Here is a 25,353-nt window from a genome sequence, read left to right on the forward strand (position 1 = left end):
GAAGCCCGGTATCGGAGGATACCGGGCTTCTTCGTTCTCGCGGAGGGGTCAGGCGCGGGTCACGTCCAGCTCGATGACCGACCAGGACAGCGGCGGGAGAGCCGTGCGCACGGCCCCGTCGACGACCTCGGCGCGTGCGAGCGGCACCATGTGCACCGTGTCGGGTGCGGTCTCGAGGTTCGCCGTGTGGCGGTCGCCGCCCTCGGGGATCGTGAGGGTCTCGGCCTGGCGCACGTGCAGGTCGCCGAGTCCGTGCAGGTCGATCGTGAGGTCGCTCTCCTCATCGAGCGAGCGGTTCGCGACGAAGACGACCAGGCGTCCGGTCGTCTCGTCCCAGGTCGCGGCCGCGTCGACGGCGTCGACTCCGCCGTAGCGCGCGGTCTCGATCTGCGGCGCCGACACCGCGAGACGCAGGATGCGGCCCTTGGCGAGGCGCGCCATGCGCTCGAACGGCCAGAAGCTCGTCTGCCGCCATGCGGCACCGCCCTCCTCCGACCGGATCGGGGCGATCACGTTCACGAGCTGCGCCTGGTTGGCGATCTTCACCCGGTCGCCGTGCCGCAGCAGGCTGTTGAGCAGGGTGCCGACGACGACGGCATCCGTCACGTTGTACGTGTCCTCGATCAGGCGCGGATGCTGCTTCCATCCGGCCTTCGCGATCTCCCCGGCTTCGACGTCGTTGTACTTGACCTGGTCCCACACGTTCCACTCGTCGAACGAGATGTCGACCTGCTTGGTGTGCTTGCCGGCGGCCTTGACCGCGTCGACCGTCGCGATGACGCCCTCGATGAAGGCATCCATGTCCACCGACTCCGCCAGGAACGACTCGGCGTCGCCGTCGTGCTCCTGGTAATACGCGTGCATCGAGACGAAGTCGACCTCGTCGTACGCGTGGCTCAGCACGGTGTGCTCCCAGGTGCCGAACGTCGGCATCGAGCGGCCCGACGAGCCGACCGCGACGAGCTCGATGGACGGGTCCACGAGGCGCATGGCCTTCGCCGCCTCCTGGGCGAGGCGGCCGTACTCGGTCGCGGTCTTGCCGCCGATCTGCCACGGCCCGTCGAGCTCGTTGCCGAGGCACCAGAGCTTGATGTCGAAGGGCTGCTCCGCACCGTTCTTCCGGCGCAGGTCCGACCAGTAGGTGCCGCCGGGGTGGTTCGCGTACTCGACGAGTGCGCGAGCCTCCTCGACGCCGCGCGTGCCGAGGTTGATGGCCTCCATGACCTCGACGTCGGCCTCCTTCGCCCAGTCCATGAACTCGTGCAGGCCGAACGCGTTGGTCTCGATCGTGTGCCACGCCCCGTCGATGCGCACGGGGCGGTCCTCGACGGGGCCGACGCCGTCTTCCCACCGGTACCCGGAGACGAAGTTGCCGCCGGGGTAGCGGATGACGGTCGGTCCCATCTCCTTGACCAGCGCCAGCACGTCCTGGCGGAATCCGCGCTCGTCGGCCTGGGGGTGGCCGGGCTCGTAGATGCCGGTGTAGACGCAGCGCCCCATGTGCTCGACGAACGAGCCGAAGAGCCTCCGGGGGACGTCGGCGATCGTGAAGTCGCGGTCGATGGTGATGCGGGCCTGAGACATTGCTCTCCTTGTGTCTGGCTCTGTGGCCGGGTGGGGGACTACTGACCGCCGAAGCCGCTCGTCGCGACTCCCTTGACGATCTGCTTCTGGAAGATGAGGAACACGACGATAAGGGGCAGTGCGGCCAGCACGGCCTGCGCCATGACCTGGGCGTACTGCACGCCGTAGGCGCTGATCACCGTCTGGAGACCGACCGGCAGCGTCATCAGGGTGGTGTCGTTGATGACGAGGAACGGCCAGAGGAAGTTGTTCCACGCGGCGATGAAGACGAAGATGCCGACGGATGCCATGATCGGACGCGACAGGGGCAGCACGATCGACCAGAAGATGCGCAGGCGCCCGGCGCCGTCGACGCGGGCGGCGTCTTCGAGCTCGATCGGGATCGCGTCGAAGAACCGCTTCAGGATGAACACCATCGCGGGGGCCACGACCTGCGGCAGGATCAGGCCCCAGTACGTGTCGATCAGGTTGAACGCGAGCATCTCGTAGAACAGCGGGATGATCAGCACCTGCGGCGGCACGACGATCGAGGCGATGATGACGACGAACAGCCACTTGCGTCCGGTGAAGTCCAGCCGTGAGAAGGCGTACGCGGCCAGTGCCGAGATCGTCAGCGTGATCAGGGTGATCGCGACCGAGGTCCAGAGGCTGTTGAACGCCCAGGTGTAGACGTTGCCCTGCGACAGGATCGCGGTGAACGCGTCGATCGTGGGGCCGGCGGCTCCGATCCAGCCGGGGTCGCCGGATGCGGCATCCGTCTCGGTCTTGAACGCGGTGGCGACGGCCCACAGGAAGGGCAGCAGCCAGCCGATCGCGAGGAGCAGCAGCACGACGAAGGCGGTGATGCGCAGCGGCCCGAACGGCTTCTGGCCGGGCAGGTGCGCGCGGCGGGGCTTCCGCGTCTCGGCGGTGGTGATCGCCTCGGTGCGGGTGGCGGTGACGGTGGCGGTGGACATCAGAACTGCTCCTTCCGGCGGCGCGTGATGAGGGCCTGCACGACGCCGAGGATGACGATGAGAGCGAAGAACACGTAGGAGATGGCGGCCGAGTAGCCGAACCGGTAGCTGACGAATCCGGCCTCGTAGATGTACTGCACGATCGAGCGGGTGGTGTCGCTCGCGACCCCGCCGAGCATCTGGTACGCCTGATCGAACAGCTTCAGCGAGGCGAGGATCTGCAGGATGAGGATCAGCACGGTCGCCGGTCCCAGCTGGGGGAGCGTGATCGACCAGAACTGCCGCCACGCGCCGGCGCCGTCGAGGGATGCGGCCTCGTACTGCTGCGGCGGGATGTTCTGCATCGCCGCCAGGTACAGCAGGAAGTTGAAGCCGACCGTCCACCACACGGTGGCGATCACGATCGACAGCATGTTCGTGTCGGGGTTCTGCAGCCAGGCGAGCGGCTCGAGTCCGAAGAACTCCAGGATGTTGTTGGCCGCGCCGACCTGCGGGTTGAAGATCCAGACCCAGATCTGCGAGATCACGGTCGAGGCCAGCAGGAACGGCATGAAGAACGACAGCCGCCAGAGCCACTGGCCGGGAATGCCGCGGTCGACGAGTGCCGCCATGACCAGGGCGATCACGACGAGCGGCACGGTGGAGAGCAGCGTGAACCACACGGTGTTCCCCATCGACTGCCACATCTTCGGGTCGCCGAGCGCCTCGACGTAGTTGGCGAAGCCGACGAACGCGCCGCCGGCCCCGGTGAGGGACTGGTCGGTGAAGCTGAGGATGATGCCGTGCACGATGGGCCAGGCGAGGAACAGGACGAACGCGACCAGGAACGGGGCGAGGAACGCCCAGCTGATGAGCTGCTCGCGGTTGCGGGCTCCGGCGCGACGCGGCGGGGTTCCGGTCTTCGATCCGGTGACGATGGTGCGGGTGGAATCGGTTGCGGTCGTCATGATCCGAACGTCCCTTCGGGGTCAGCCGGGTTGGGCTGTCGGAGCAGGGTGTTCACCCGTGCCTCGAAGCGGTCGATCGCGGCAGCGGGGTCGTCGCCCGAGAGGAGCACACCCTGCACGGCGGCGCCGAACTCGGACTGGAAGTTCGATCCGGATCCGGTGAACCACGCGGTCGGGTCGTAGACGACGTGCTGCGCGGCCTCGGCGTAGTGCGCCTGCGGGATGAGGTCGTCGTAGTCGGGGGACTCCGTGACCGGCAGGAAGGCCGGGATGTGCCCGGCCTCGGCCCACCCGAATGATCCCTTCAGCATGTCGGCGACGAACTGATAGGTCAGGTCGCGGCGGACGGGGTCGGCGTTCGTCTGATGCGGGAGCACGAAGGAGTGCGAGTCGGCGTAGACGGCCGGAGTGCCGAACAGGGTGGGGATCATGGTCGCGTCGAAGGGCAGCGACGCCGCCTGCATGGTGCGCAGCTCCCAGACGCCGGTGAAGAGCATGCCGCTCTTGCCGGTCGCGAACTCGGCGACCGCGCTGCCGTAGTCGGCCTGCGCGAGGGCGATCTCGCCGTCGAGGAGGGTGCGCATCAGCGACAGCGACTCGACGGCGACGTCTTTGTCGATCACGGCAGGGCCGCCGGGCGGGAGCTCGATGGCGCCGCCGTGCTGCGAGTAGAACGTGTAGAACAGGCGCCACATCTGCGCGCCGTCGCCGAGGTAGCCGTAGGACAGCGCGTGGCCCTCGGCCTGGCCGCCCACTTCGCGCAGCTGGTCGAGGAACTCCTCGGGCGAGGAGGTCTCCTGGAGCTTCCCGTCGCTGTCGAGCACTCCGGCCGCATCGCAGATGTCGGTGTTGAACATCATCACGAACGGGTGGGCGTCGAGCGCGATGCTGTACATGCCCTCGCCGACGAAGCCCTTCTCCCAGATCGGCTTCGGGAAGGTCGAGCTGTCGATGCCGAGAGAGGCGAGCTTGTCGACATCCCAGCGGTCGAGCAGCCCGCCCGGCGCCCAGCCGACGGTGCGGGTGGCGTGCATGATCGCGACGTCGGGTGCGCGACCGCCGGCTCCCGCCATCGCGAGCTTCGTGTAGTACGGCGTGCCCCAGGCGAGCACGGTGGGGCGGATGCGGAACGCGCTCTGCGCGCCGTTCACGTCATCGAGCAGCTGCGACATGGTGACACCGTCGCCTCCGGAGAGCAGGTGCCAGAACTGCAGGGTCTGGGTTCCCGAGCCGGGGACCGCGCCGGGGGCGCAGCCGGCGAGCAGAGCCGTGCCGGCGGCCACCGAGGCGGCGGTCAGGAACTGCCTGCGGGACAGATCGAGTGGGGGCGTCATCGTCACTCCTTCGTGACCGGTGGGTGGACGACTCATCATTACATCGATGTAATCGACGCGCAAGAAGCAGTTCGGACGATTCGCACGCGGGAGTCAGGGGCGGTAGCCCGCGGGGCGTCCGGCGGTGCTCGCGCGCTCGAGCAGATGGTGCGACAGCGTCAGGGATCGCGGCGGCGTGCTGCGGTCGTCCATACGCGACTCGAGCAGACCGAGCGCTGCCTCGGCGAACGCGCGACGGTCGAAGGCAACCGAGGTGAGCGCCGGCGACGTGTACTTCGAGAACTCGACGTCGTCGAAGCCCGTGACGATCACGTCGTCGGGAACGCGGATGCCGTGATCGTGCAGGGTGTGCAGCGCCCCGAGGGCGAGGGAGTCGGTGAAGGCCACGATCGCGTCGAACGCGACTCCGCGGGCGAGCAGCGTGCGCGCGGCATCCGCTCCACCCGACATCGACCAGGGCAGCCGGTTGACCTCGAGCGCCGGGTCCCGCGGGATGCCGGCTTCGCGCAGGGCGTCGTGCACGCCCTCGAGGCGCAGTCGACTCGTCGCCGTCGCGACGGACGGGTCGTCGTCGGCGCCGACCACCGCGATCCGCCTGGCGCCGCGCGAGAGCACGTGCCGCGTGGCATCCGCGGCCGCCATCCGGCTGTCGATGCGCACGTGGTCGGCCCTGTTCTGCTCGACCTCGCCGATCACGACGAGGGGCGGCAGACGATCGGAGTACTTGATGACGCTGTCCTCGAGGCGGATGGGGTTGAGGATCAGCCCGTCGACGAGGTGCGCCCTGGCGCGCGAGACGAGCTCCTTCTCGCGCTCGGGCACCGACGCGGTCTCCTCGATCTGCACGGCCAGGCCGCGATCGTGTGCGGCCTCGACGATGCGGTGCAGCAGCTCGGCCGAGAACGCGGTCGCGAGATCGGGGAGGGCGACGGCGATGATGCCGGACCGCCCCTTGCGGAGCCCGCGTGCGCTGAGGTTCGGGACGAAGTCGAGCTGCGTCATCGCGGATTCGACCTTGGCGCGCGTCTCCTCGCGCACGGCCACGGTGCCGGTGACGACGTTGGAGACGGTCTTGATCGACACCCCGGCGAGGGCGGCGACGTCTCTCATCGTCGCGCGTGGCGGTGGCGTCGCTGTCATCCGGTCAGCCTAGTGGGGACCGCCTCCGGCGAGGGAGTACAACGATGTAGTCGAGCCGTTCGTGGCTATCATGGCGCCATGGGCATCGAACGCAACTGGGCGGGCAACCTCACGTATCGCGCATCACGCGTGGAGCACCCGTCGTCGACGGATGAGCTGGCCGCGCTTCTCGCGCAGGGCGGTCCGGTGCGGATGCTGGGATCACGCCACAGCTTCAACGACCTCGCCGACACCGACGGCCTGCTCGTGGCCGTCGACGCGCTGCCCGCGGTGTTCGAGGTGAACCAGGCGCGCGACGCCGTCCGCGTCTCGGGTGGGCTGCGCTACGGCGACATCGCCCCGCGTCTGCTGGCGGAGGGGCTCGCGCTCGCGAACCTCGCCTCGCTCCCGCACATCTCGGTGGCGGGCGCGGTCATCACCGGCACGCACGGCTCGGGCGACGCGATCGGCTCGCTCGCGAGCGCGGTGCGTGCGCTCACGATCATCACGCCGACGGGGGAGATCCGCACGCTCCGCCGCGGCGACGACGACTTCGACGGCGCGGTGGTGAATCTCGGCGCGCTCGGAGCGGTCGTCGACCTGACCCTCGACGTCGAGCCGACCTACGAGGTCGCTCAGCACGTGTTCGAGCATCCGGACTGGGACGCGATCCTCGCCGACCTCGACGACGTGACCGGCGCCGGCACCAGCGTGAGCATCTTCTCGACCTGGCAGCGGACCGACATCGCCGACCAGATCTGGGTGAAGCAGCGGCTGCCCGAGGCGCACGAGGCTGCGCGCGAGTCGCTGTTCGAGCGTCTCGGCTCCGCGGCCGCCGTGAGCAAGCGGCATCCCATCCTCGGTGTGGACCCGGTCGCCTGCACCGACCAGCTGGGCGTTCCCGGGCCCTGGTCCGAACGGCTGGCCCACTTCAAGCTCGAGTTCACGCCCTCGGCCGGGGCCGAGATCCAGAGCGAGTACCTCGTGCCGCGCGCCGACGCCGTCGCCGCGATCCAGGCCGTGCGCACGCTCGCCGGCCAGATCGCCCCGCTGCTGCTGGTCAACGAGATCCGCACGGTGCGGGCCGACAGCCTCTGGCTGAGCTCGTCGTACGAGACGGATGCCGTGGGCATCCACTTCACGTGGAAGCCCGAGGAGGCCGCGGTCCGGGCGCTCCTCCCGACGATCGAGGCGGCGCTGCCGCCGACGGCCCGTCCGCACTGGGGCAAGGTGTTCGAGTTCGACGGCGCCGAGGTGCGCTCGCGGTACCCGCGCTTCGACGACTTCGCGGCGCTCGCCGCGCGCTTCGACCCCGATCGTCGGCTGGTGAACCCGTACCTGGAGCGCCTCGGACTGTAGGTCGGCCCTTCGACAGGCTCAGGGACCCAGAGGTGCGGAGGCTCAGGGACCCAGGGGTGTGGAAGCTCAGGGACCCAGGGGTGCCGACTCAGCTCGTCGGGATCCAGACCCGCATGGTCGACGGGCCGCGCTGCGCCCAGTCGTGGTACGGCACCAGCACGGCATCCGCGACCTCGCCGGACGCGCGGTGCCGCAGCGGCAGGCGCACCTGCCCGCCGGATTCGACCGGCTCCCCGGCGACGACCGCGTCGACGATGTCGGCACCGAAGTCGATCGACTCCAGTGCGAGCACCTCGGGGCCGCGCTCGACGACGACGGATCCGCGCACGGCATCCACTCGAGGATCGGCGCTGCTCACCCGGGCGACCAGCGGCAGGGTCAGCTCGACGACGTCGCCGGCGCGGAAGGGACGACGCACCTCGACCGTGCCGGGAGCGGCCGCCTCCTCCGTGACCTCGCCGTCGGCTTCCACGCGCACCGTCGCCCCCTCGGCCCACGCCGGCACCCGCAGCGTCAGGGTGAACTCGGCATCCTCTGCGATCGACACGCGGATGCCGCCGTCGACCGGGTAGCCCGTCTCGACGTCGAGCGCGACGACCCTCCCGTCGGGGAGCGTCGTGCGCACGGATGCCGGCGCGTACTGGTGCAGCTGCACGCCCTCGGCGTCTGAGGTCGCGAGGTAGGCGGCGAGGCTCGCGAACGTGCGCGCCACGTTGGGCGGGCAGCACGAGACCTCGAACCAGGGTGCGCGCAGCGAGGACGACGCCCGCTTCGACGTGCCATCGGGATCGGCCTCGACCCCCGGCATCCGCTGGTGGAGCGTGTTGGCGTAGTAGAACGCGCGTCCGTCGGGAGCCGGCGAGGTGGCGACGACGTTGAACAGCGTGCGCTCGATGAGGTCGGCGTGCTGCGTCGCGCCCGTCGCGAGCAGCAGGCGCCACGAGAACATGATCGACCCCACGCCGGCGCAGGTCTCGGAGTAGGCGCGATCGCTCGGCAGCTCCCAGTCGGCGCCGAACGCCTCGTCCTGGTGGTGCGAGCCCTGTCCCCCGGTCACGTAGGTGCGGCGTTCCGTCGTGCGGTGCCACTGGGCGCGCAGGGCATCGAGCAGACCGTCGTCGGAGAGCTCCACGGCGACGTCGGTCGCCCCGGAGGCGAGGTAGTTCGCCCGCACGGCGTGCCCGCGCAGCGCCTCGGCCTCGCGCACCGGCACGTCGTCCTGGAAGTACTCCTGCCCCCACTCGATCTCGGCGAGGGTCCCGCGTCCGTGCCGCTCGACGAACAAGGCGGCCTGATCGATGAAGCGCTGCTCGCCGAGCGCTCGACCGAGTTCCGCGAGACCGACCTCGACCTCGGCATGGCCGCAGATCGCGTCGCGTCCGGCCGGCCCGAACTCGCGGATGACCAGCTCTGCCGCGCGTCGCGCGATCTCGATCAGTCCGTCGTCGGCGTCGGGGCGGGTGCGGTGCCGGGCGACCGCCGCCTGGAAGAGGTGCCCGAGGCAGTACAGCTCATGCCCCCACTCCAGGTCCGACCAGCGGTCGCCCTGGCCGGGGCGACCGAACCGCGTGTTCAGGTAGCCGTCGGCCTCCTGCGCGGCCGCGACGCGTGCCACGACCGACCGGAACCGCTGCTCGAGCGCGGCGTCTGGCGCGGCATCCGTCCGTCCGATCTCCCAGGCGAGCGCCTCGAGGTACTTGTAGACCTCGGAGTCGGCGAACTCCCGGCCCCGACGTCCCGCGGGCAGCGTGCCGGCGGCGGCGAGATCGAAGTTCGGCAGCCAGCCCTCGGACTCGAGACGAGAGGCGATGTGGTCGAGCGTCGCCGCGCCGTTGATCTCCTGGCGCTCGCCCCAGAACCCTCCGGTGATGCGCACCTCGGAGAGGCCGAGCGGGCGCAGGCGACCGCGCGTGGGGACCACCGGCGCCGCCGGTGCAGTGATGTCGTACATGGTCATCCCTTGAAGGCGCCGGACATGAAGCCGCGCACGTAGTGTCGTTGGAGGATCAGGAAGAGAAGGATGCAGGGGAGCGCCAGCACGACCACCCCGGCCTCGGTCGCGCCGTAGTCGACCACGCCCTGCACCTGCCCGCGGAGGTTCGCGACCGCGAGCGGCAGCGTCATCCGGTTGGAGTCGTTGATGAGGATCAGCGGGGCCATGAAGTCGTTCCACGCCGTGAGGAAGGCGAAGAGTCCGACGGTCACGAGTCCCGGCTTGACCGCCGGCAGCAGCACCCGCCACAGGGCGCCCCAGCTGGAGCATCCGTCGACCATGGCGGCCTCATCCATCTCGCGCGGGATCGACTCGAACGAGATCCGCATCATGAACATCGAGAACGGCAGCTGGAACATCGTGATCACGAGCGCGACGCCCACGAGCGAGTTCTGCAGGCCGACCGCGTTGAGGATCACGTAGAGCGGGATCAGCAGGGTCGCATACGGCACCATGAGGATCGCGAGCGTCACCAGGAACAGCGCGTTCTTGCCGGGGAACGAGAACCGGGCGAAGGCATAGCCGCCCAGCAGCGAGATGAACAGGGTGAGGGCGACCGTGAGCACCGAGACGAACAGCGAGTTGCCCAGGTACACCCAGATGCCCGCCTGGTAGTCGGCGAGGGCGATGTAGTTGCCGAAGCCCCAGCCGTCGGTCTGGCTCGTGCCGGCCACCGGGCTGAGCGAGGAGACGCCGGTCCAGATGAGCGGATAGAGGAAGATCACCGCGAGGGCGGTCGTGAACACCCAGTAGGGGATGCCGAAGACGATGCGCGCCGCTCTCGAGCGGTACCGCGGAGCGGCGGGCTGATGGTTCGGGGCGACGATCGTGCGCGTGAGTGTCTGGGACATGGCTTCAGCTCTCATCCGGACGCCGGAAGGCGCGCAACTGGAAGACGTTGATGACGATGAGCGCGAGCAGCACGATCACCGAGAGGGCGCCGGCGATGCCGAGGCTGTTCTGACCCTGGAAGGCCACGTTGTAGATGAGCTGCACGACCGTCATGGTGCTGTTGTCGGGGCCGCCCTTGGTGAGGATGTAGAACTGCTCGAACGCGAGCAGGGAGCCGGTCACGCACATGACGGTGGTGAGCGCGAAGGTCGGCTTGAGGAGGGGCACCGTGATGTAGCGGAACGTCTGCCAGCGGCTCGAGCCGTCGATGCGCGCTGCTTCGTAGATGTCGTCCGGGATGCCCTGCAGGCCCACGAGCATCAGCAGCATGTAGAAGCCGGCGAAGCGCCACACGATGAGGAAGATCGTCGACCAGAGGGCACCGTCGGGGGTGCCGAGGAACGTGATGCCCCACGACTTCATCAGGCCGGCGAAGGGGCCGGCGATGGGGGAGTAGAGCACGTAGAACAACAGAGACGCGGAGGCCAGGCCGAGGGCGCTCGGGATGAGGAAGGCCGTGCGCAGGAGGCCCTTCCAGCGGGTCGACTCCTGCACGAGGAGGGCGAGTCCGAGGCCCAGGCCGATCAGGATCACGGTCGTGATCAGGGTGTACAGCAGGGTGAAACGGATGCTGTCCCAGAAGAGCCGGTGGCTGACGGCATCCACGTAGTTCTCGGGGAAGTTCGGGCCGCGGTTGCCGCTGAGCAGCGGCCAGTCGGACCCGGACATCTGCAGCACGAGCACCAGCGGCACCACGAACAGCAGGGCCACGAAGATCGCGGTCGGTGCGGCGTAGAGCCAGCCCTGCACGGGGCCGCCGAATCCGGTGCGCGCGCGGCGGCGGCGCAGCGGGGGTGCGGTCGAGGTCATCTCAGTCTCTTTCGATCGGGGCGAGCGGGCGGTGGGGCGGCACGGCGTGCGCCGCCCCACCGAGGATCACTGCGAGAGGATCGCGGTGATCTCCTCGTTGTCGGCCTCGACGGCGTCCTCGCCGTTCAGTACCCGGTTGCGCACCAGCGAGAGCCACGGGCTGCCCGGCGCGTTGAACGCCTGCTGGAAGTTGAGCGCGACGGGAGTGCTGCCTTGCGCTGCGACCTCGTTGATCGTGACCAGGCGCGGGTCGGCGGCCGCGTACTCGTTGTCGGCGAGATCGCCGCGGGAGACGGCGTTGCCGTCCTTGGCGAGCACCTCGACCTGGGCCTCCTCGGACATCATCCAGTTGAGGAAGTTCCAGGCCTGCGCGGACTGCTTCGAGTCCTTCGAGATTCCGATGCCGTCACCGCCCACGAACGTGGAGACGCCGCCGTCGACACCGGGGATGCCGGCGACTCCCGCGTCGAACTCGAGAGAGGGCAGCAGTGTGGCCGGGAACGGCATGACGCCGACCTTGCCTTCGCTGAACGCCGCGGTCCAGGTCGGACCGGCCTCATCGGTGGAGCTGGGCAGCACGGCGCCGGCCTTCTCGAGCTCTGCCCAGGTGTCGTACACGGCCTGCGCGGCGTCGCCGTCGAGCAGCGCCTCGGAGCCGTCGTCTGTCATGACCTCTTCGCCGGATGCCCAGACCGAGGGGAACCACGTGAAGACCAGGCATCCGCCGCAGTTGAGCCCGGTGGCGGTGCCGTAGGTGTCGGGCTTATTGAGCGCCTGCACGGCCTGCGCCGCCTCGGAGAACTCCTCGAGCGTGGCCGGAGCCTTCTCGGGGTCGAGCCCGGCCTCGGAGAACAGCTCCTTGTTCCAGAACAGCATCGAGAGGTCGAGGGCGAACGGCAGCACGTACTCCTTGTCGTCGACCGTGCCGGCGGAGAGGTGGCCCTGGTTGATCTCGTCCTTGAAGTCGAGGCCGTCGATCTGCTCGGAGATGTCGGCGAAGAGTCCCTGCTGCGCCCAGTTGGGCACGTAGACGATGTCGGCGGCGAAGAGGTCGGGGAGTCCTCCGGAGCCGGCAGCGGCGCCGACCTTGGCGACGTAGTCGTCGTTCGGGACGACCGTGAGCTCGACCTGGTTCTCGTGCGACTCGTTGTACGCGTCGACGAGCAGTTTGGCCTGGCGCTCGATGGGCGCGCGGGTCCAGAGGGTCAGGGTCGACCCGTCGTCGACGCCTTCGGCGGTGATCGGCTCGTCGGACGCGGCTTCACCGCCGGATGCGCAAGCGGCGAGAGGGGCGGCGAGCAGGGCGGTCGCCGCGAGGGCGGTGACGGTGCGTCGGAGCGCACGGCGTCGGGTGGTGTGCATGGGATGGCCTCCAGGACTCTTCGGTGAGCGGATGCTGTCGTCGGGCGACGGCGCTGACTTGCGTTGGCGGGCGGCTTCGAAAATCTCCGAAACCGCTTTCGAAAAGGTATATCGTGAATGGGGTGCAGCGGTCAAGGACTGCTCCGATAACCTTTCAGCAACGTGCGGTTCAGTGCGGTTCAGGGGGCGAGATGGCAAACGGCGAATCCGTGGGCAAGGCGGCGACGCTCAGCGATGTGGCCCGTCTCGCTGGCGTGTCGATCGCGACGGCATCCAAGGCGCTCAACGACCGTGGGGATGTCGCCGCAGCGACGCGAGCCCGTGTGCTCGCGGTCGCCGACGAGCTCTCCTTCACGCCGAACGCCATGGCGCGGGGGCTGCTCGCCGGCCGCACCGGCACCGTGGGCCTGCTCACGAGCGACCTCGAGGGCCGCTTCATGATCCCGATCCTGATGGGGGCGGAGGATGCCTTCGGCGCCGGCCGCATCAACGTGTTCCTGTGCGACGCCCGCGGCGACGCGATCCGCGAGCAGCATCACCTGAAGGAGCTCCTCAGCCGCCGGGTCGACGGCATCATCGTGGTCGGACGTCAGACCGACCCGCGCCCATCGCTCGGACAGGACCTTCCCGTGCCGGTCGTCTACGCGTACGCGCCGTCGGATGACCCGCGCGACCTGTCGCTCACTCCCGACAACTACGCCGGCGGGCGCCTCGCGATCGAGCACCTGCTCGCGTGCGGGCGCCGGCGCATCGCCCACATCTCCGGCGACCCCTCGTACGCCGCGGCCCAGGATCGTCTCGCCGGAGCACGGGCCGCGCTCGGCGAGGCCGGACTCGAGCTCGTCGGAGAGCCGATGTTCTCGGAGTGGACCGAGCACTGGGGCAGAGACGCCGCCGCGATGCTCCTGCAGCGGCATCCCGACATCGACGCGGTGTTCTGCGGCTCCGATCAGATCGCGCGCGGCGTGCTCGACTCGGCGCGCGACCTCGGACGCTCGGTGCCCGATGACCTCGCGGTGATCGGCTACGACAACTGGGAGGTGCTCGCGACCAACGCCCGCCCCGAGCTCACCAGCATCGACGCGAACCTGCAGCAGCTCGGGCGGCAGGCCGCTCAGCGCGTGTTCGATGCGATCGACGGCGTCGACATCGGCGAGGGCTCGCACCACCTGCCCGTGCGCCTGGTGATCCGCGGCTCGACCATCGCCCGGCGGTAGCCCGGGGTGCTTCGACAGGCTCAGCAACCCAGGTGCCTGGGTCCCTGAGCCTGTCGAAGGGCCGGCCGAGAGGCGTCCGTCAGACGTGGTCGCGCCAGGAGTGCTGCGGGTCGAACCCCAGCACGCGCCGCGCCCTGTCGATCGAAAGCAGCGTCTCGTTCGGCCCGAACTCGCCCCTGACCGGCACGTCGGGGAACACCTCGGCGAGCAGCTCGGCGTTCGCTCGTGTCATGACCGTGTCGGCGGCCGCGATGATGAAGCGGTCGAATCCGGGAGCGGCGACCTCGAGCGCGCGCTGCACGGCCTGCGCCCCGTCGCGGGCGTCGATGTAGCCCCAGAGGTTCCACTTGCGCAGCAGCGCATCGGCGTCGAACGACGGGAAGGCCGCGTAGTCCTCGGGGTCCATCACGTTCGAGAACCGCAGCGCCGTGATCGACAGATCGGGGTGCCAGCGGACGAGCTCGGTCGCCAGCTGCTCCTCGAGCGTCTTCACCAGCGAGTACACCGACTCCGGGCGCGCCGGATAGTCCTCGTCGACCGGCACATAGGGCGGCGGAACGTCGAACGGCAGGCCGAGAACCGTCTCGCTCGACGCGTAGACGATACGACGGATGCCGAGCCGCACGGCCGCCCAGAACACGTTGAACGTGGCCGGCATGTTGTTGTGGAAGGTCGCGACATCGCTGCGGATGCCGGGCGCCGGGATCGCGCCGAGATGCACGACCGCGTCGATGCCGTCGTGCCGATCGCCGACCGCGGTGAAGGCGTCGACGACCTGGCCGTAGTCGGTGAGATCGACCTGCACGAAATCGGGTCCGCGGACGCCCGCGACATCCATCCCGATGACGTCGTAGCCGTTCGCGCGCAGTTCGCGAGCGACGACGCGGCCGAGCTTGCCCGATGATCCCGTGAGAGCGATGCGCATGTCTCCAGAGTGGCACGGCTGCGAGCGGCGCGGGTCGGGCGTCGTACACTCGTCGGCGTGAGTGAGTCCCCCAGCGCGTCGAATCGCACGGTCGGCGTCCGCGACGTCGCGGCGCTCGCCGGGGTGTCCCGGCAGACCGTCTCGCGGGTGCTCAACGATCACCCCGATGTCGCCCCCGAGACCCAGGTGCGCGTGCAGGCGGCCATGGCCGAGCTCGGATACCGGATGAACAACGCCGCCCGCGCGCTGGGCACCCGCCGGTCCCGCACGCTGGGCGTGCTGGCCTCCGACGCCCTGCAGTACGGTCCCTCACGCAGCATCGCCGCGCTCGAGGCGTCCGCTCGTGCGGCGGGGTACTGGGTCAGTGCGGCCTTCGCCGATGCGGGAGACGCCGCTGCGGTCGTCGCGGCCGTCGACCACCTCATCACCCAGGGCGTCGAGGGCATCGTGGTCGTCGCTCCGCATGCCCGCACGCTCGAGGCGCTCGACGCCCTCTCGATCGGCGTTCCCGTCGTCACCCTGCATTCCGCCGGGCGCGGCGCTCACGGACTTTCCGTCGATCAGGCGGCCGGCGCGCGCATGGCCGTCGCCGCCCTCGCGGATGCCGGGCACACCCGCATCGTCCATCTCGCGGGTCCCGCCGACTGGCTCGAAGCGGAGTCGCGCGCGGAGGGCTTCGCCGCGGAGCTGGCCGCACGGGGTCTCCCGGCCGGACCCGTGATCGCAGGGGACTGGTCGGCGGGATCGGGGTATGCCGCCGTCGCCGCGGTCCGCGCCGCGGGTGCCACCGCCGTCTTCGCCGCGAACGACCAGATGGCGCTCGGACTGCTCGGTGGACTGCACGAGGCCGGGCTCGCGGTCCCCGCGGACATCAGCGTGGTCGGCTTCGACGACATCCCGGACGCCGCGTACTACTGGCCGAAGCTCACGACCGTGCGGCAGGACTTCGACGAGCTCGCGCGCCGCGCGGTCGCTGCTGCGGTCGGCGGCGCCGAGGCCGAGGCGGCGCATCTGGCCCCGGTCGCCCCGGTGCTGATCACGCGCGACTCGGTCGCCCCGCCGCGCTGACCCTCGGCTCGTGGTCGCCCCGTCGTTCCGGCCGGAGTGGCGTTCGCAATTCAGCAAGAGTTCGGACGCGCGGGGCTCCTTCCCTCGGAATTCCGGGGGCCGTGATCGGGGCGCAGGGAGTTCTTGCTGAATTGTGAACGGCCGACCGCCGAGCCCCGTCCTCTTGACGACCCGCGCGACCCGTGTCACACTTCTGTGACCGGTCACAGTGGCCGGTCGTGAAGCATCCGAGGTCCTTGTGAGCAACGACGCCCCCGCCTTCGACCCCGCCGTCGATGCGGCCATCGCCACCGTCCGCGCCGACGTCGCCCGACTGCACGGCGAGCTGGTCCGCTACGGACTCGTCGTCTGGACCGGCGGCAACGTCTCCGGCCGGGTTCCCGGCGCCGACCTGTTCGTGATCAAGCCGTCCGGCGTCTCCTACGACGACCTCGCACCCGACAACATGATCCTCTGCGACCTCGACGGGAACGTCATCCCCGGCACCCCCGGCAGCGATCGCTCCCCGTCGAGCGACACCGCCGCACACGCCTACGTGTACCGCAACATGCCGGCGGTCGGCGGCGTCGTGCACACGCACTCGACCTACGCCGTCGCCTGGGCCGCCCGCGGCGAGGAGATCCCCTGCGTGATCACCGCCATGGCCGACGAGTTCGGCGGACCGATCCCGATCGGCCCCTTCGCGATCATCGGCGACGACTCGATCGGACGCGGCATCGTCGAGACCCTCAGCGGACACCGCTCGCGGGCGGTGCTCATGCAGAACCACGGCCCGTTCACGATCGGCGTCGACGCGAAGGATGCCGTGAAGGCGGCGGTCATGGTCGAGGACGTGGCCCGCACGGTGCACCTCGCCCGCGAGGCCGGTCCGCTGGTCCCGATCCCGCAGGCGGCGATCGACAGCCTCTTCGACCGCTACCAGAACGTGTACGGCCAGAGTCAGGACGCCCGCCGATGACCTCTCCGACCGCGGCGTCCGGCGCCGATGACATCCGCGCCGGCCGGGCGAGCCTCGGCATCGAGCTGGGTTCCACCCGCATCAAGGCCTGCCTGATCGGGTCCGACCCCACCGAGGTGCTCGCCACCGGCTCCTTCACGTGGGAGAACCGGCTCGAGGACGGGCTCTGGACCTACGCGATCGACGAGGTCTGGACGGGGCTGCAGGCCGCCTATGCCGCGCTCGTCGCCGACGCGGAGCGGCAGCACGGCATCCGTCCCTCATCGTTCGGAGCGATCGGCGTCTCGGCCATGATGCACGGCTACCTCGCGTTCGACGAGGCCGGCGAGCTGCTCGTGCCGTTCCGCACCTGGCGCAACACCAACACCGGCGCGGCATCCGCCGAGCTGACCGAGCTGCTGGGAGTCAACATCCCGCTGCGCTGGTCGATCGCCCACCTGCACCAGGCGGTCATCGACGGCGAGGCGCATGTGCCCCGGATCGCCGGCGTGAACACGCTCGCCGGCTATGTGCACCACAAGCTCACCGGTCGGCGCGTGCTCGGCGTCGGCGACGCCTCGGGCATGTTCCCGATCGACTCGGCCACCCGCGACTACGACGAACGGATGCTGCGCGCCTACGACGCCCACGCCGCCGGTCGTCTGCCTCGCCCGCTCGTCGAGATTCTCCCGGCCGCGCTCTCCGCCGGTGCGGATGCCGGTGCCCTCACGACCGAGGGAGCGGCGCTGCTCGACCCGAGCGGTGCTCTGCAGCCCGGCATCCGGCTGTGCCCGCCCGAGGGCGACGCGGGCACCGGCATGGTCGCGACGAACTCGGTCGCGCCGCGCACCGGCAACGTCTCTGCGGGCACCAGCATCTTCGCGATGGTCGTGCTCGAGCGTCCGCTGACCGAGGTGCATCACGAACTCGACCTCGTGACCACCCCCGCGGGCGATGCCGTCGCGATGGTGCACTGCAACAACGGCGCGAGCGAGCTCGCGGCCTGGGCGGGTCTGTTCACCCGCTTCTCGGCCGCCGCGGGGCAACCGCTCGACGATGACGCCGTGTTCGATGCGCTGTTCCGCGAGGCGCTCGACGGAGAGGCGGATGCCGGCGGTCTGATCGCCTACAACCATCTCGCGGGCGAGCCCATCGCCGGGCTCGATGCCGGCCGGCCGCTGTTCGTGCGCACGCCCGACAGCGCGTTCACGCTCGCGAACTTCATCCGCTCGCAGCTCTACGGTGTGTTCGGCACTCTCGCGCTCGGCATGCAGGTACTGGCCGACGAGGGCGTCGAGTTGGACCGGATGTTCGCCCACGGTGGCATGTTCCGGACGGCCGGGGTCGCGCAGCGGTTCCTCGCCGGCGCCCTCGGTGCGCCGGTCGCCGTCGGAGAGCTGGCATCCGAGGGTGGGGCGTGGGGCATCGCGGTGCTGGCCTCGTACCTCGCGCATGCCGACGCGCTGTCCCTGGGGGACTACCTCGAGCACCAGGTGTTCGCCGCGGCATCCCTCTCCACGACCGAACCCGACCCCGCGGATGTCGCGGGCTTCGCCGCCTACCTCGACCGCTATCGGGCGGGACTGGCCGTCGAGGCCGCCGCCGTCGCATCCCTCTGACGCTTCGACAGGCTCAGCGACCCACTTCTGAAAGGCAACATCATGGCCCTCTCCACCTCGCTCGACGGCTACGAGGTCTGGTTCCTCACCGGCAGTCAGCACCTGTACGGCCCCGAGACGCTCGCCCAGGTCGCCGACCAGTCGCAGGAGATCGCGCGCCTGCTCGACTCCGCAGACGAGGTGCCCGTGAAGATCGTCTGGAAGCCGGTGCTGACGGATGCCGCCGCCATCAAGCGCACCGCCCTCGAGGCGAACGCCGACGACCGGGTGATCGGACTCGTCGCCTGGATGCACACTTTCAGCCCGGCCAAGATGTGGATCGCGGGTCTCGACGCGCTGCGCAAGCCGCTCGCGCACCTGCACACGCAGGCGAATGTCGAGCTGCCCTGGGCCGACATCGACTTCGACTTCATGAACCTCAACCAGGCCGCGCACGGCGACCGCGAGTTCGGGTACATCCAGACGCGCCTCGGCGTGCCGCGCAAGACCATCGTCGGGCACGCCTCCGACCCGCGCGTGCGCCGCGAGCTCGGCACCTGGCAGCGCGCCGCCGCGGGGCTCGCCGCGTCGCGCGACCTGAAGCTCGCCCGCTTCGGCGACAACATGCGCTTCGTCGCCGTGACCGAGGGCGACAAGACCGAGGCCGAGCTGCGCTTCGGCGTGCAGGTGAACACCTGGGGCGTGAACGAGCTGGCGGATGCCGTCGCCGCGGCATCCGACTCCCAGATCGACGCGCTGGTCGCCGAGTACGAGGAGCTGTACGAAGTCGTCCCCGAGCTGCGGAAGGGCGGCGAGCGGCACCAGTCCCTGCGCGACGGCGCCGCGATCGAGATCGGGCTGCGCTCGTTCCTCGAGGAGGGCGGCTTCGGCGCCTTCACGACCTCGTTCGAAGACCTCGGCGCGCTGAAGCAGCTTCCCGGCCTCGCCGTGCAGCGGCTGATGGCCGAGGGCTACGGCTTCGGCGCCGAGGGCGACTGGAAGACGGCGATCCTCGTGCGCATCGCGAACGTCATGGGGGCAGGCCTCCCCGGCGGCGCGAGCCTCATGGAGGACTACACCTACGACATGACCCCGGGCGACGAGCTGATCCTCGGCGCGCACATGCTCGAGGTCTCGCCGTCGCTGACGACCGCGAAGCCGATGCTGGAGATCCATCCGCTCGGCATCGGCGGCAAGGACGACCCGGTGCGCCTGGTCTTCACGGCCGACCCCGGTCCGGCGATCGTGGTCGCGCTGAGCGACATGCGCGACCGCTTCCGGCTCACGGCGAACGTCGTCGAGAACGTGCCGCCGCGCGCCTCCCTCCCCAAGCTCCCGGTCGGCCGGGCGGTCTGGAAGCCGGCGCCCGACTTCACCACCAGTGCGGCCGCCTGGCTCACCGCGGGTGCGGCGCACCACACGGTCATGTCGACCGCGGTGGGTCTCGAGGCGTTCCGCGACTTCGCTGACATGGCCGAGGTCGAGCTGCTCGTGATCGACGACAGCACGACGCTGCCGGAGTTCCAGAAGCAGGTGCGCTGGAACCAGGCCTACTACCGTCTCGCGCAGGGACTGTGATGACGGTGGGGCTGCGATCCGGGCGGCAGCTGCGCCTCGCCGGCCACGGCTACGAGGCGATCATCGCGAGCGTCGGCGCCTCGCTGCGGATGCTGACGTTCGAGGGGCGCGACCTCGTCGTGCCGTTCGACGCCGACGAGGTGCGGCCCGGGTACCGCGGTGCGACCCTCGCTCCGTGGCCCAACCGGATCGTCGACGGCCGCTACCGCTTCGGCGGCGCCGTGCACCAGCTGCCGCTGACCGAGCCCGGGCGCGGCCAGGCCCTGCACGGACTGCTCGCCTGGGTGGAGTTCTCCGACCGGCTCATCCTCGACGATCGCGTCGTGCTCGCCGCTGTGATCGAGCCGCAGTCCGGCTACCCGTTCCGCATCGAGGTCGAGGTCGAGTACCGCCTCGACGCGGACGGCCTGCGCCAGACCGTCACCGCCCACAACATCGGAGCGGATGCCGCGCCTTGGGGCACCGGACCGCATCCGTATCTCGTGGCGGGCCCTTCGACAGGCTCAGGGACCCAGGGAGGCGACTCGGCACCTCCGGTCGATGCCTGGACGCTCCTCCTTCCGGCATCCGAGGTCCTGACGGTCACTCCCGATCGCCTGAGCCCGGTCGCGGTCGAGCCGGTGGCGGAGCATCCGGAGTGGGACTTCCGCGCAGCCCGTCGGATCGGCGATGTCTTCATCGACCACGCGTTCACGGGTCTCGCCCGCACCGACGGCGTGGCCGAGGTTCGGCTGACGACCGACGACGGGACGGGCGTCGCGATGACCTGGGACGAGCGCTGCCCGTGGGTGCAGGTGCACACGGCCGACAATCCAGGACTCGACGGCATCCATCGGATCGGCCTCGCGGTCGAGCCGATGACCTGTCCGCCCGATGCCTTCAACTCCGGCACGGATCTCGTGACGCTCGCCCCCGGCGCGGAGCACGCCGCGAGCTGGCGCATCCGGGCGGTGTAGCCGAGGTTCTTCGGTTTCGATCGCCGTTCGTGCCGCCTCACGCGCCGGGAGCCGGCAGCAACGGCGACCGGAACGCCTGGTGACGACGGGAACTGCGACCTGAGGCTCAGCCGCCGAGCACCGCGGCCGCCTGACGGACGGCGCCGAGGGCGACGTACTCGCCGGCCGGCGGCACCTCGACCGGGATGCCGAGCACCTCAGGGGCGATCGCCCGCACGGCCTCGGACTGCGCGCCGCCGCCGATCAGCAGGGCCCGATGCAGGGGCACGCCCTCCTCGCGGAGCGCGTCGAGGCCCGCCCCGAGACCGGACAGCATCCCCTCGACCGCGGCTCGCGCCAGGTTCTCGCGGGTCGTCGAGGCCAGCGTCATGCCGCTGAGCGTGGCCGTCGCATCCGGCAGGTTCGGGGTGCGCTCTCCCTCGAAGTACGGCACCAGCGAGAGCCCGTCGGCACCCGACGGCGCCGAGAGGGCCAGGCGGCTGAGCTCGTCGTGGTCGACACCCAGCAGCGTCGCCGTGACGTCGAGCACCCGGGCCGCGTTGAGAGTGCACACCAGCGGCAGGAAGTGTCCGTCGGCGGAGGCGAAGCCCGCGATGATCCCGGTCGCATCGGCCGACGGCGCCTCGCTCACGGCGAAGACCGTGCCACTGGTGCCGATCGAGACGACGACATCTCCGGGACCGGCGCCCAGTCCGAGGGCTGCCGCGGCGTTGTCACCGGCGCCGGGCGCGACGCGTCGGCCCGCCGCATCGGTCACCCACTCGTCGGCGCCCAGCACTCGCGGGAGCATCGCGTCATGTCCCAGGGCGGCGATCAGCAGCTCGCGGTCGTATCCGCCGGTCGCCGCACTCCAGTACCCCGTGCCCGAGGCGTCGGAGCGGTCGGTGACGAGCTCGGCGAGGTCGGGCCCGAGCGGTGCGGCATCCGCTCCCGCCGGGCCGTACCCGCGCAGCCGCCAGGTCAGCCAATCGTGCGGTAGGGCGATCGCCGCCACGCGCGCCGCGTTGTCGGGTTCGTGATCGCGGAGCCAGCGCACCTTCGAGATCGTGAAGGATGCCACGGGCACGAGTCCCGTGCGGTCGGCCAGCTCCCGCGCCCCGAACTCGTCGACGAGCGCCGTCGCGGCATCCGCGGATCGGGTGTCGTTCCACAGCAGCGCATCGCGGATGACCCGGCCCACGGCGTCGAGCGCGACCATGCCGTGCTGCTGCCCGCCGATGGCCCACGCCGCGATGTCGTCGAGTCCGCCTGCCGCCGCGAGCGCCGCCTGCAGCGCGACCCACCACGCTTCGGGATCGACCGAGGTGCCGTCGGGATGCGATGCCCGACCGGTGCGCACGACGGCACCGGTCGAGCTGTCGACGACGACGACCTTGCACGACTGCGTCGAGGAGTCGACGCCGAGGACGAGGGCCATCGCGGACTCAGCGCGCGCCGAGCAGGTGCTCGGTCGCCAGCTGCTGAAGGCGCACGAAGCCGAAGCCGTGACCGCCGAGGTAGGCGTCGGCGTCGAAGTCCTCGTAGGCGCTGCGGTCGGCGAGGAAGTCGTCGTAGCTCTCGCCGGGGTTGAGCGTCGGCGTGGACAGCTCGGCGACCTTGGCGGCAGCCAGCGCCTCCTGCACCTCGGGGTCGGCGCGGAAGGCCGCGGCGCGCTCCTTGAGGAGGAGGTACGTGCGCATGTTCGCGGCGGCGGAGTCCCAGACCCCGCTCTCGTCCTCGGTGCGGCTCGGCTTGTAGTCGAAGTGCCGGGGGCCCTCGTACGCCGGGACGCCGTTCGGTCCGCCGTTCTCGAGCAGGTCGACCAGCGAGAAGGCGTTGTGCAGGTCGCCGTGCCCGAACACGAGATCCTGGTCGTACTTGATGCCGCGCTGACCGTTGAGGTCGATGTGGAAGAGCTTGCCGTGGTACAGCGCCTGAGCGATGCCGGCCGTGAAGTTCAGACCCGCCATCTGCTCGTGCCCGACCTCGGGGTTCACGCCGACGAGCTCCGGGCGCTCGAGGGAGTCGATGAACGCGATCGCATGCCCGAGCGTCGGCAGCAGGATGTCGCCGCGAGGCTCGTTGGGCTTCGGCTCGATCGCGAAGCGGATGTCGTAGCCCTTGTCGGTCACGTAGTCGCCGAGCAGGTTCACCGCTTCGCGGTAGCGCTCGAGCGCCGCGCGGATGTCCTTGGCGGAGTCGTACTCGGCGCCCTCGCGGCCGCCCCACATGACGAACGTCTTGGCGCCCAGCTCGGCGCCGAGGTCGAGCTGGCGGAACACCTTGCGCAGCGCGTAGCGGCGCACGTCGCGGTCGTTGGAGGTGAAGCCGCCGTCCTTGAAGACCGGGGCGCTGAAGAGGTTGGTGGTGACCATCGGCACGATCAGGCCGGTGCCGTCGAGCGCACCCTTGAGCCGGTCGATCTGCGTCTGCCGCTCGGCATCCGTCGATCCGAACGCGAACAGGTCGTCGTCGTGGAAGGTGAGCCCGTAGGCACCGAGCTCGGCGAGCTTCTCGACCGCGTGCACCACGTCGAGGGCCGGACGCGTGGGTCCGCCGAACGGATCGGTGCCGTTGTAGCCGATGGTCCAGAGGCCGAACGAGAACTTGTCGTCGCGGGTCGGGGTGAGGCTCATGATGCTCCTTCGCATGGTGCGGCGCGCCGACATGCAGAAGTCGCCGTGCTCAAATGTTGTGAGCAACAACATATAGCCTGGAGTGCAGGATGTCCAGCCTCCTAGACTGAGACGCCGAACCGAATGCGAGGACGATGTGACGGACGCTTCGACGGGGCGCAGCGCAACCGCGGCGCTCAAGGACTCGGGCGACGGCGTGCGTGCGCGCAATCTCGCGCGGGTCCTGCGGCTGGTGCACCTGGGTGGAGCGCAGTCGCGGGCGCAGCTGACGACCGCGACCGGCCTGAACCGCTCGACGATCGCCGACCTGGTCGCCGAGCTCGTGAACGAGGGCTGGGTGGTCGAGCGCGATCCCGATCCGGTCGGACGGGTGGGGCGGCCCTCACCTGTCGTCGCGGCATCGCCGAGGGCGGTCGTGATCGCGGTGAACCCTGAGATCGACGCGGTCGAGATCGCGGCCATCGACCTCTCCCGCACGATCGCCGTCCGCGAGCGCATCGAATCCGCGACGCTGCTCACCGCCGTCGAGGTCGCCGATCTCGTCGCGGCCGTCGTCGATCGCTGGCGCGACGGCCCGCTCGCGGATGCACGGCTGGTCGCCGTCGGGGTCGCCGTGCCCGGCCTCGTGCGCGCGGCCGACGGGCTCGTCCGCAACGCCCCGCACCTCGGCTGGACGGATGCCCCGGTGCGGGCGCTGATCGCCGAGACGACGGGACTCCCGACCGCCGTGGGGAACGATGCGAGCCTCGGCGCGCTCGCCGAGCATCTCTTCGGCGCGGCACAGGGTGCCGACGACGTCGTGTACCTCAACGGCGGTCCGTCCGGCATCGGCGGCGGCATCATCGTGCACGGCTCCCCGGTCGGCGGAGTGGGCGGGTACGCTGGCGAGTTCGGTCAGAACCGGGTCGACCCCACTCGCTCGGCCGTGCTCGAGGATGACGTGAGCCGTGCCCGCCTCCTGGCGGTGCTGGGCCTCGCGTCGGCTGACGATGCGACGCTCGCGGAGTCTCTCGCCGCGGCATCCGATGCCGACCCCGTCCGCGAGGAGTGCGCGCGTCAGCGCGGGCTGCTGGCGCAGGCGATCGCGGATGCCGTGAACATCCTCGATCCCTCGGTGGTCGTGCTGGGTGGCTTCCTCGCCCAGCTGGAGGAGCTCGACCCTGAAGGCTTCGCCGCCGACGTGGCCGACCGCGCGATGGCGGAGAACGCGGAGGGGCTCCGCATCCTCCCGGCATCCCTCGCCGCCGACCGGCTGCTGCTCGGTGCGGCAGAGCTCGCCTTCACGTCCGTCGGCGTGATCTGACGAGCCCCGCCCGCCGGCCGATCAGGCGAGGGCTGCCACCAGCGCCCGCGCCGCCGACTCCGAGGACTGCGGGTTCTGCCCCGTGATGAGCAGTCCGTCCACGATCGTGTGGTCGCTCCAGGCCTCGGAGACCTCGACGTCGGCGCCCAGCGCGCGCAGAGCGCTCTCGAGCAGGAACGGTGCGCGGTCGGCGAGACCGGCCTGACGCTCCTCCTCGTCGGAGAAGCCCGTGATCCGGCGTCCGGCGACGACCGGCTCGCCCGAGGCCGTGCGTGCGGGAAGGAGGGCCGCGAGGCCGTGGCAGACCGCGGCGAGCGGGCGTCCGGCGGCGAGGGTCGCCGTGATGAGCGCCGCCGAGTCGGCATCCTCGGCGAGGTCCTGCATCGGACCGTGACCACCGGGGTAGTACACGGCGTCGTAGGCCGCGGGATCGACGTCGGCCAGAACCAGGGGCGTCGCGAGCGCGGAGATCGCCGCGATGGATGCCGCGTCGCCGTCCGCCACGCTCGCGGCGTCGGCGATCGGGGGCACCCCTCCCGGAGTGGCGAACACGATGTCGTGACCGGCTTCGGTCAGCAGTCGGTAGGGGGCGAGCAGCTCCTCGGCCCAGAACCCGGTGGGGTGCGCGGTGCCGTCGGTGAGGGTCCAGGTGCGGGCGGCGGTGACGACGAAGAGGACGGTGGACATGGATGCTCCTTCAGGGGGTGACGGATGCCGAGCGGATGCCGGTATCGAGCACAA

General features: G+C 70.4%; 21 protein-coding genes. 8 read left to right on the forward strand and 13 right to left on the reverse strand.

The features are described 5' to 3' along the window. Window positions 1-48 precede the first annotated feature (48 nt). From MRBLWH11_RS07945 to MRBLWH11_RS07965, 5 genes are all read right to left on the reverse strand, one after another. Window positions 49-1,584: an alpha-N-arabinofuranosidase gene (locus MRBLWH11_RS07945; RefSeq protein ID WP_341947448.1), complete on the reverse strand. Its 1,536-nt coding sequence runs from the start codon at window positions 1,582-1,584 to the stop codon at window positions 49-51. A 38-nt stretch (window positions 1,585-1,622) separates the two neighbouring features. Next, window positions 1,623-2,540: a carbohydrate ABC transporter permease gene (locus tag MRBLWH11_RS07950; protein ID WP_341947449.1), complete on the reverse strand. Its 918-nt coding sequence runs from the start codon at window positions 2,538-2,540 to the stop codon at window positions 1,623-1,625. Beyond that, window positions 2,540-3,487: a sugar ABC transporter permease gene (locus MRBLWH11_RS07955; protein ID WP_207769887.1), complete on the reverse strand. Its 948-nt coding sequence runs from the start codon at window positions 3,485-3,487 to the stop codon at window positions 2,540-2,542. The genes MRBLWH11_RS07950 and MRBLWH11_RS07955 overlap by 1 nt, the downstream gene beginning before the upstream one ends. Beyond that, complete coding sequence (locus tag MRBLWH11_RS07960) at window positions 3,484-4,821, reverse strand: substrate-binding domain-containing protein (protein ID WP_116633873.1); 1,338 nt, start codon at window positions 4,819-4,821, stop codon at window positions 3,484-3,486. Before MRBLWH11_RS07960 ends, MRBLWH11_RS07955 begins: the two co-directional genes overlap by 4 nt. A 93-nt stretch (window positions 4,822-4,914) precedes the next feature. After that, window positions 4,915-5,961, reverse strand: a complete 1,047-nt coding sequence (locus tag MRBLWH11_RS07965; RefSeq protein ID WP_116633874.1) for a LacI family DNA-binding transcriptional regulator — start codon at window positions 5,959-5,961, stop codon at window positions 4,915-4,917. 78 nt (window positions 5,962-6,039) lie between these two features. On the opposite strand from MRBLWH11_RS07965, the gene MRBLWH11_RS07970 reads away from it, so the two are divergent. Beyond that, on the forward strand, window positions 6,040-7,299 hold the full coding sequence (locus tag MRBLWH11_RS07970) for an FAD-binding protein (RefSeq protein WP_341947450.1): 1,260 nt from the start codon (window positions 6,040-6,042) through the stop codon (window positions 7,297-7,299). Between the two features lie 88 nt (window positions 7,300-7,387). Here the strand turns inward: MRBLWH11_RS07970 and MRBLWH11_RS07975 are convergent, their stop codons facing one another. The 4 genes from MRBLWH11_RS07975 to MRBLWH11_RS07990 all read right to left on the reverse strand — a co-directional run bounded on the left by MRBLWH11_RS07975 (window position 7,388) and on the right by MRBLWH11_RS07990 (window position 12,415). After that, window positions 7,388-9,250 (reverse strand): beta-L-arabinofuranosidase domain-containing protein, encoded by a 1,863-nt coding sequence (locus MRBLWH11_RS07975; protein WP_341947451.1) that lies wholly within the window; start codon window positions 9,248-9,250, stop codon window positions 7,388-7,390. Between the two features lie 2 nt (window positions 9,251-9,252). Beyond that, on the reverse strand, window positions 9,253-10,143 hold the full coding sequence (locus tag MRBLWH11_RS07980) for a carbohydrate ABC transporter permease (RefSeq protein ID WP_341947453.1): 891 nt from the start codon (window positions 10,141-10,143) through the stop codon (window positions 9,253-9,255). A 4-nt stretch (window positions 10,144-10,147) separates the two neighbouring features. After that, complete coding sequence (locus MRBLWH11_RS07985; protein ID WP_341947454.1) at window positions 10,148-11,053, reverse strand: sugar ABC transporter permease; 906 nt, start codon at window positions 11,051-11,053, stop codon at window positions 10,148-10,150. Between the two features lie 66 nt (window positions 11,054-11,119). Beyond that, window positions 11,120-12,415 (reverse strand): sugar ABC transporter substrate-binding protein, encoded by a 1,296-nt coding sequence (locus tag MRBLWH11_RS07990; protein WP_341947455.1) that lies wholly within the window; start codon window positions 12,413-12,415, stop codon window positions 11,120-11,122. Between the two features lie 191 nt (window positions 12,416-12,606). On the opposite strand from MRBLWH11_RS07990, the gene MRBLWH11_RS07995 reads away from it, so the two are divergent. Next, window positions 12,607-13,632 (forward strand): LacI family DNA-binding transcriptional regulator, encoded by a 1,026-nt coding sequence (locus MRBLWH11_RS07995; protein ID WP_116633886.1) that lies wholly within the window; start codon window positions 12,607-12,609, stop codon window positions 13,630-13,632. Between the two features lie 79 nt (window positions 13,633-13,711). Here the strand turns inward: MRBLWH11_RS07995 and MRBLWH11_RS08000 are convergent, their stop codons facing one another. Next, the gene (locus tag MRBLWH11_RS08000) at window positions 13,712-14,557 is read right to left on the reverse strand and encodes an NAD(P)-dependent oxidoreductase (protein WP_341947456.1); all 846 of its coding nucleotides are present in this window, start codon (window positions 14,555-14,557) and stop codon (window positions 13,712-13,714) included. A 57-nt stretch (window positions 14,558-14,614) separates the two neighbouring features. Between MRBLWH11_RS08000 and MRBLWH11_RS08005 the strand changes: the two genes are divergently transcribed. The 5 genes from MRBLWH11_RS08005 to MRBLWH11_RS08025 all read left to right on the forward strand — a co-directional run bounded on the left by MRBLWH11_RS08005 (window position 14,615) and on the right by MRBLWH11_RS08025 (window position 20,694). Next, window positions 14,615-15,625 (forward strand): LacI family DNA-binding transcriptional regulator, encoded by a 1,011-nt coding sequence (locus MRBLWH11_RS08005; protein WP_341947457.1) that lies wholly within the window; start codon window positions 14,615-14,617, stop codon window positions 15,623-15,625. Window positions 15,626-15,863: 238 nt separating this feature from the next. Beyond that, window positions 15,864-16,583, forward strand: coding sequence for an L-ribulose-5-phosphate 4-epimerase (locus tag MRBLWH11_RS08010; RefSeq protein ID WP_341947458.1), 720 nt, complete (start codon window positions 15,864-15,866; stop codon window positions 16,581-16,583). Then, the gene (locus MRBLWH11_RS08015) at window positions 16,580-18,181 is read left to right on the forward strand and encodes an FGGY-family carbohydrate kinase (RefSeq protein WP_341947459.1); all 1,602 of its coding nucleotides are present in this window, start codon (window positions 16,580-16,582) and stop codon (window positions 18,179-18,181) included. The genes MRBLWH11_RS08010 and MRBLWH11_RS08015 overlap by 4 nt, the downstream gene beginning before the upstream one ends. Before the next feature lie 39 nt (window positions 18,182-18,220). Then, complete coding sequence (gene araA / locus MRBLWH11_RS08020; RefSeq protein WP_341947814.1) at window positions 18,221-19,738, forward strand: L-arabinose isomerase; 1,518 nt, start codon at window positions 18,221-18,223, stop codon at window positions 19,736-19,738. Then, the gene (locus MRBLWH11_RS08025) at window positions 19,738-20,694 is read left to right on the forward strand and encodes an aldose 1-epimerase family protein (RefSeq protein ID WP_341947460.1); all 957 of its coding nucleotides are present in this window, start codon (window positions 19,738-19,740) and stop codon (window positions 20,692-20,694) included. Before araA ends, MRBLWH11_RS08025 begins: the two co-directional genes overlap by 1 nt. 106 nt (window positions 20,695-20,800) lie before the next feature. Here the strand turns inward: MRBLWH11_RS08025 and MRBLWH11_RS08030 are convergent, their stop codons facing one another. Together MRBLWH11_RS08030 and xylA are read right to left on the reverse strand one after the other, a co-directional pair. Then, complete coding sequence (locus MRBLWH11_RS08030) at window positions 20,801-22,111, reverse strand: FGGY family carbohydrate kinase (protein WP_341947461.1); 1,311 nt, start codon at window positions 22,109-22,111, stop codon at window positions 20,801-20,803. A gap of 7 nt (window positions 22,112-22,118) precedes the next feature. Next, window positions 22,119-23,309, reverse strand: coding sequence for a xylose isomerase (xylA, locus tag MRBLWH11_RS08035; RefSeq protein WP_341947462.1), 1,191 nt, complete (start codon window positions 23,307-23,309; stop codon window positions 22,119-22,121). A 136-nt stretch (window positions 23,310-23,445) separates the two neighbouring features. On the opposite strand from xylA, the gene MRBLWH11_RS08040 reads away from it, so the two are divergent. After that, on the forward strand, window positions 23,446-24,612 hold the full coding sequence (locus MRBLWH11_RS08040) for an ROK family transcriptional regulator (RefSeq protein ID WP_341947463.1): 1,167 nt from the start codon (window positions 23,446-23,448) through the stop codon (window positions 24,610-24,612). A gap of 21 nt (window positions 24,613-24,633) precedes the next feature. On the opposite strand, the gene MRBLWH11_RS08045 is transcribed toward MRBLWH11_RS08040, so the two are convergent. Further along, window positions 24,634-25,299, reverse strand: a complete 666-nt coding sequence (locus tag MRBLWH11_RS08045) for a type 1 glutamine amidotransferase domain-containing protein (RefSeq protein WP_116633895.1) — start codon at window positions 25,297-25,299, stop codon at window positions 24,634-24,636. Between the last annotated feature and the right edge of the window lie 54 nt (window positions 25,300-25,353).

Origin of the sequence: Microbacterium sp. LWH11-1.2, from assembly GCF_038397745.1 — a bacterium.
In the GTDB taxonomy this organism is placed as follows: Bacteria; Actinomycetota; Actinomycetes; order Actinomycetales; family Microbacteriaceae; genus Microbacterium.

Coding starts and splice junctions, on each gene's coding strand:
- MRBLWH11_RS07995 (WP_116633886.1), top strand. CDS start 12,607: ATGGCAAACGGCGAATCCGTGGGCAAGGCGGCGACGCTCAGCGATGTG.
- MRBLWH11_RS07970 (WP_341947450.1), top strand. CDS start 6,040: ATGGGCATCGAACGCAACTGGGCGGGCAACCTCACGTATCGCGCATCA.
- MRBLWH11_RS07985 (WP_341947454.1), bottom strand. CDS start 11,053: ATGACCTCGACCGCACCCCCGCTGCGCCGCCGCCGCGCGCGCACCGGA.
- MRBLWH11_RS07975 (WP_341947451.1), bottom strand. CDS start 9,250: ATGTACGACATCACTGCACCGGCGGCGCCGGTGGTCCCCACGCGCGGT.
- MRBLWH11_RS08030 (WP_341947461.1), bottom strand. CDS start 22,111: ATGGCCCTCGTCCTCGGCGTCGACTCCTCGACGCAGTCGTGCAAGGTC.
- MRBLWH11_RS08015 (WP_341947459.1), top strand. CDS start 16,580: ATGACCTCTCCGACCGCGGCGTCCGGCGCCGATGACATCCGCGCCGGC.
- xylA (WP_341947462.1), bottom strand. CDS start 23,309: ATGAGCCTCACCCCGACCCGCGACGACAAGTTCTCGTTCGGCCTCTGG.
- MRBLWH11_RS07990 (WP_341947455.1), bottom strand. CDS start 12,415: ATGCACACCACCCGACGCCGTGCGCTCCGACGCACCGTCACCGCCCTC.
- MRBLWH11_RS07950 (WP_341947449.1), bottom strand. CDS start 2,540: ATGTCCACCGCCACCGTCACCGCCACCCGCACCGAGGCGATCACCACC.
- MRBLWH11_RS08025 (WP_341947460.1), top strand. CDS start 19,738: ATGACGGTGGGGCTGCGATCCGGGCGGCAGCTGCGCCTCGCCGGCCAC.
- MRBLWH11_RS08000 (WP_341947456.1), bottom strand. CDS start 14,557: ATGCGCATCGCTCTCACGGGATCATCGGGCAAGCTCGGCCGCGTCGTC.
- MRBLWH11_RS07960 (WP_116633873.1), bottom strand. CDS start 4,821: ATGACGCCCCCACTCGATCTGTCCCGCAGGCAGTTCCTGACCGCCGCC.
- MRBLWH11_RS07945 (WP_341947448.1), bottom strand. CDS start 1,584: ATGTCTCAGGCCCGCATCACCATCGACCGCGACTTCACGATCGCCGAC.
- MRBLWH11_RS07980 (WP_341947453.1), bottom strand. CDS start 10,143: ATGTCCCAGACACTCACGCGCACGATCGTCGCCCCGAACCATCAGCCC.
- MRBLWH11_RS07965 (WP_116633874.1), bottom strand. CDS start 5,961: ATGACAGCGACGCCACCGCCACGCGCGACGATGAGAGACGTCGCCGCC.
- MRBLWH11_RS07955 (WP_207769887.1), bottom strand. CDS start 3,487: ATGACGACCGCAACCGATTCCACCCGCACCATCGTCACCGGATCGAAG.
- MRBLWH11_RS08045 (WP_116633895.1), bottom strand. CDS start 25,299: ATGTCCACCGTCCTCTTCGTCGTCACCGCCGCCCGCACCTGGACCCTC.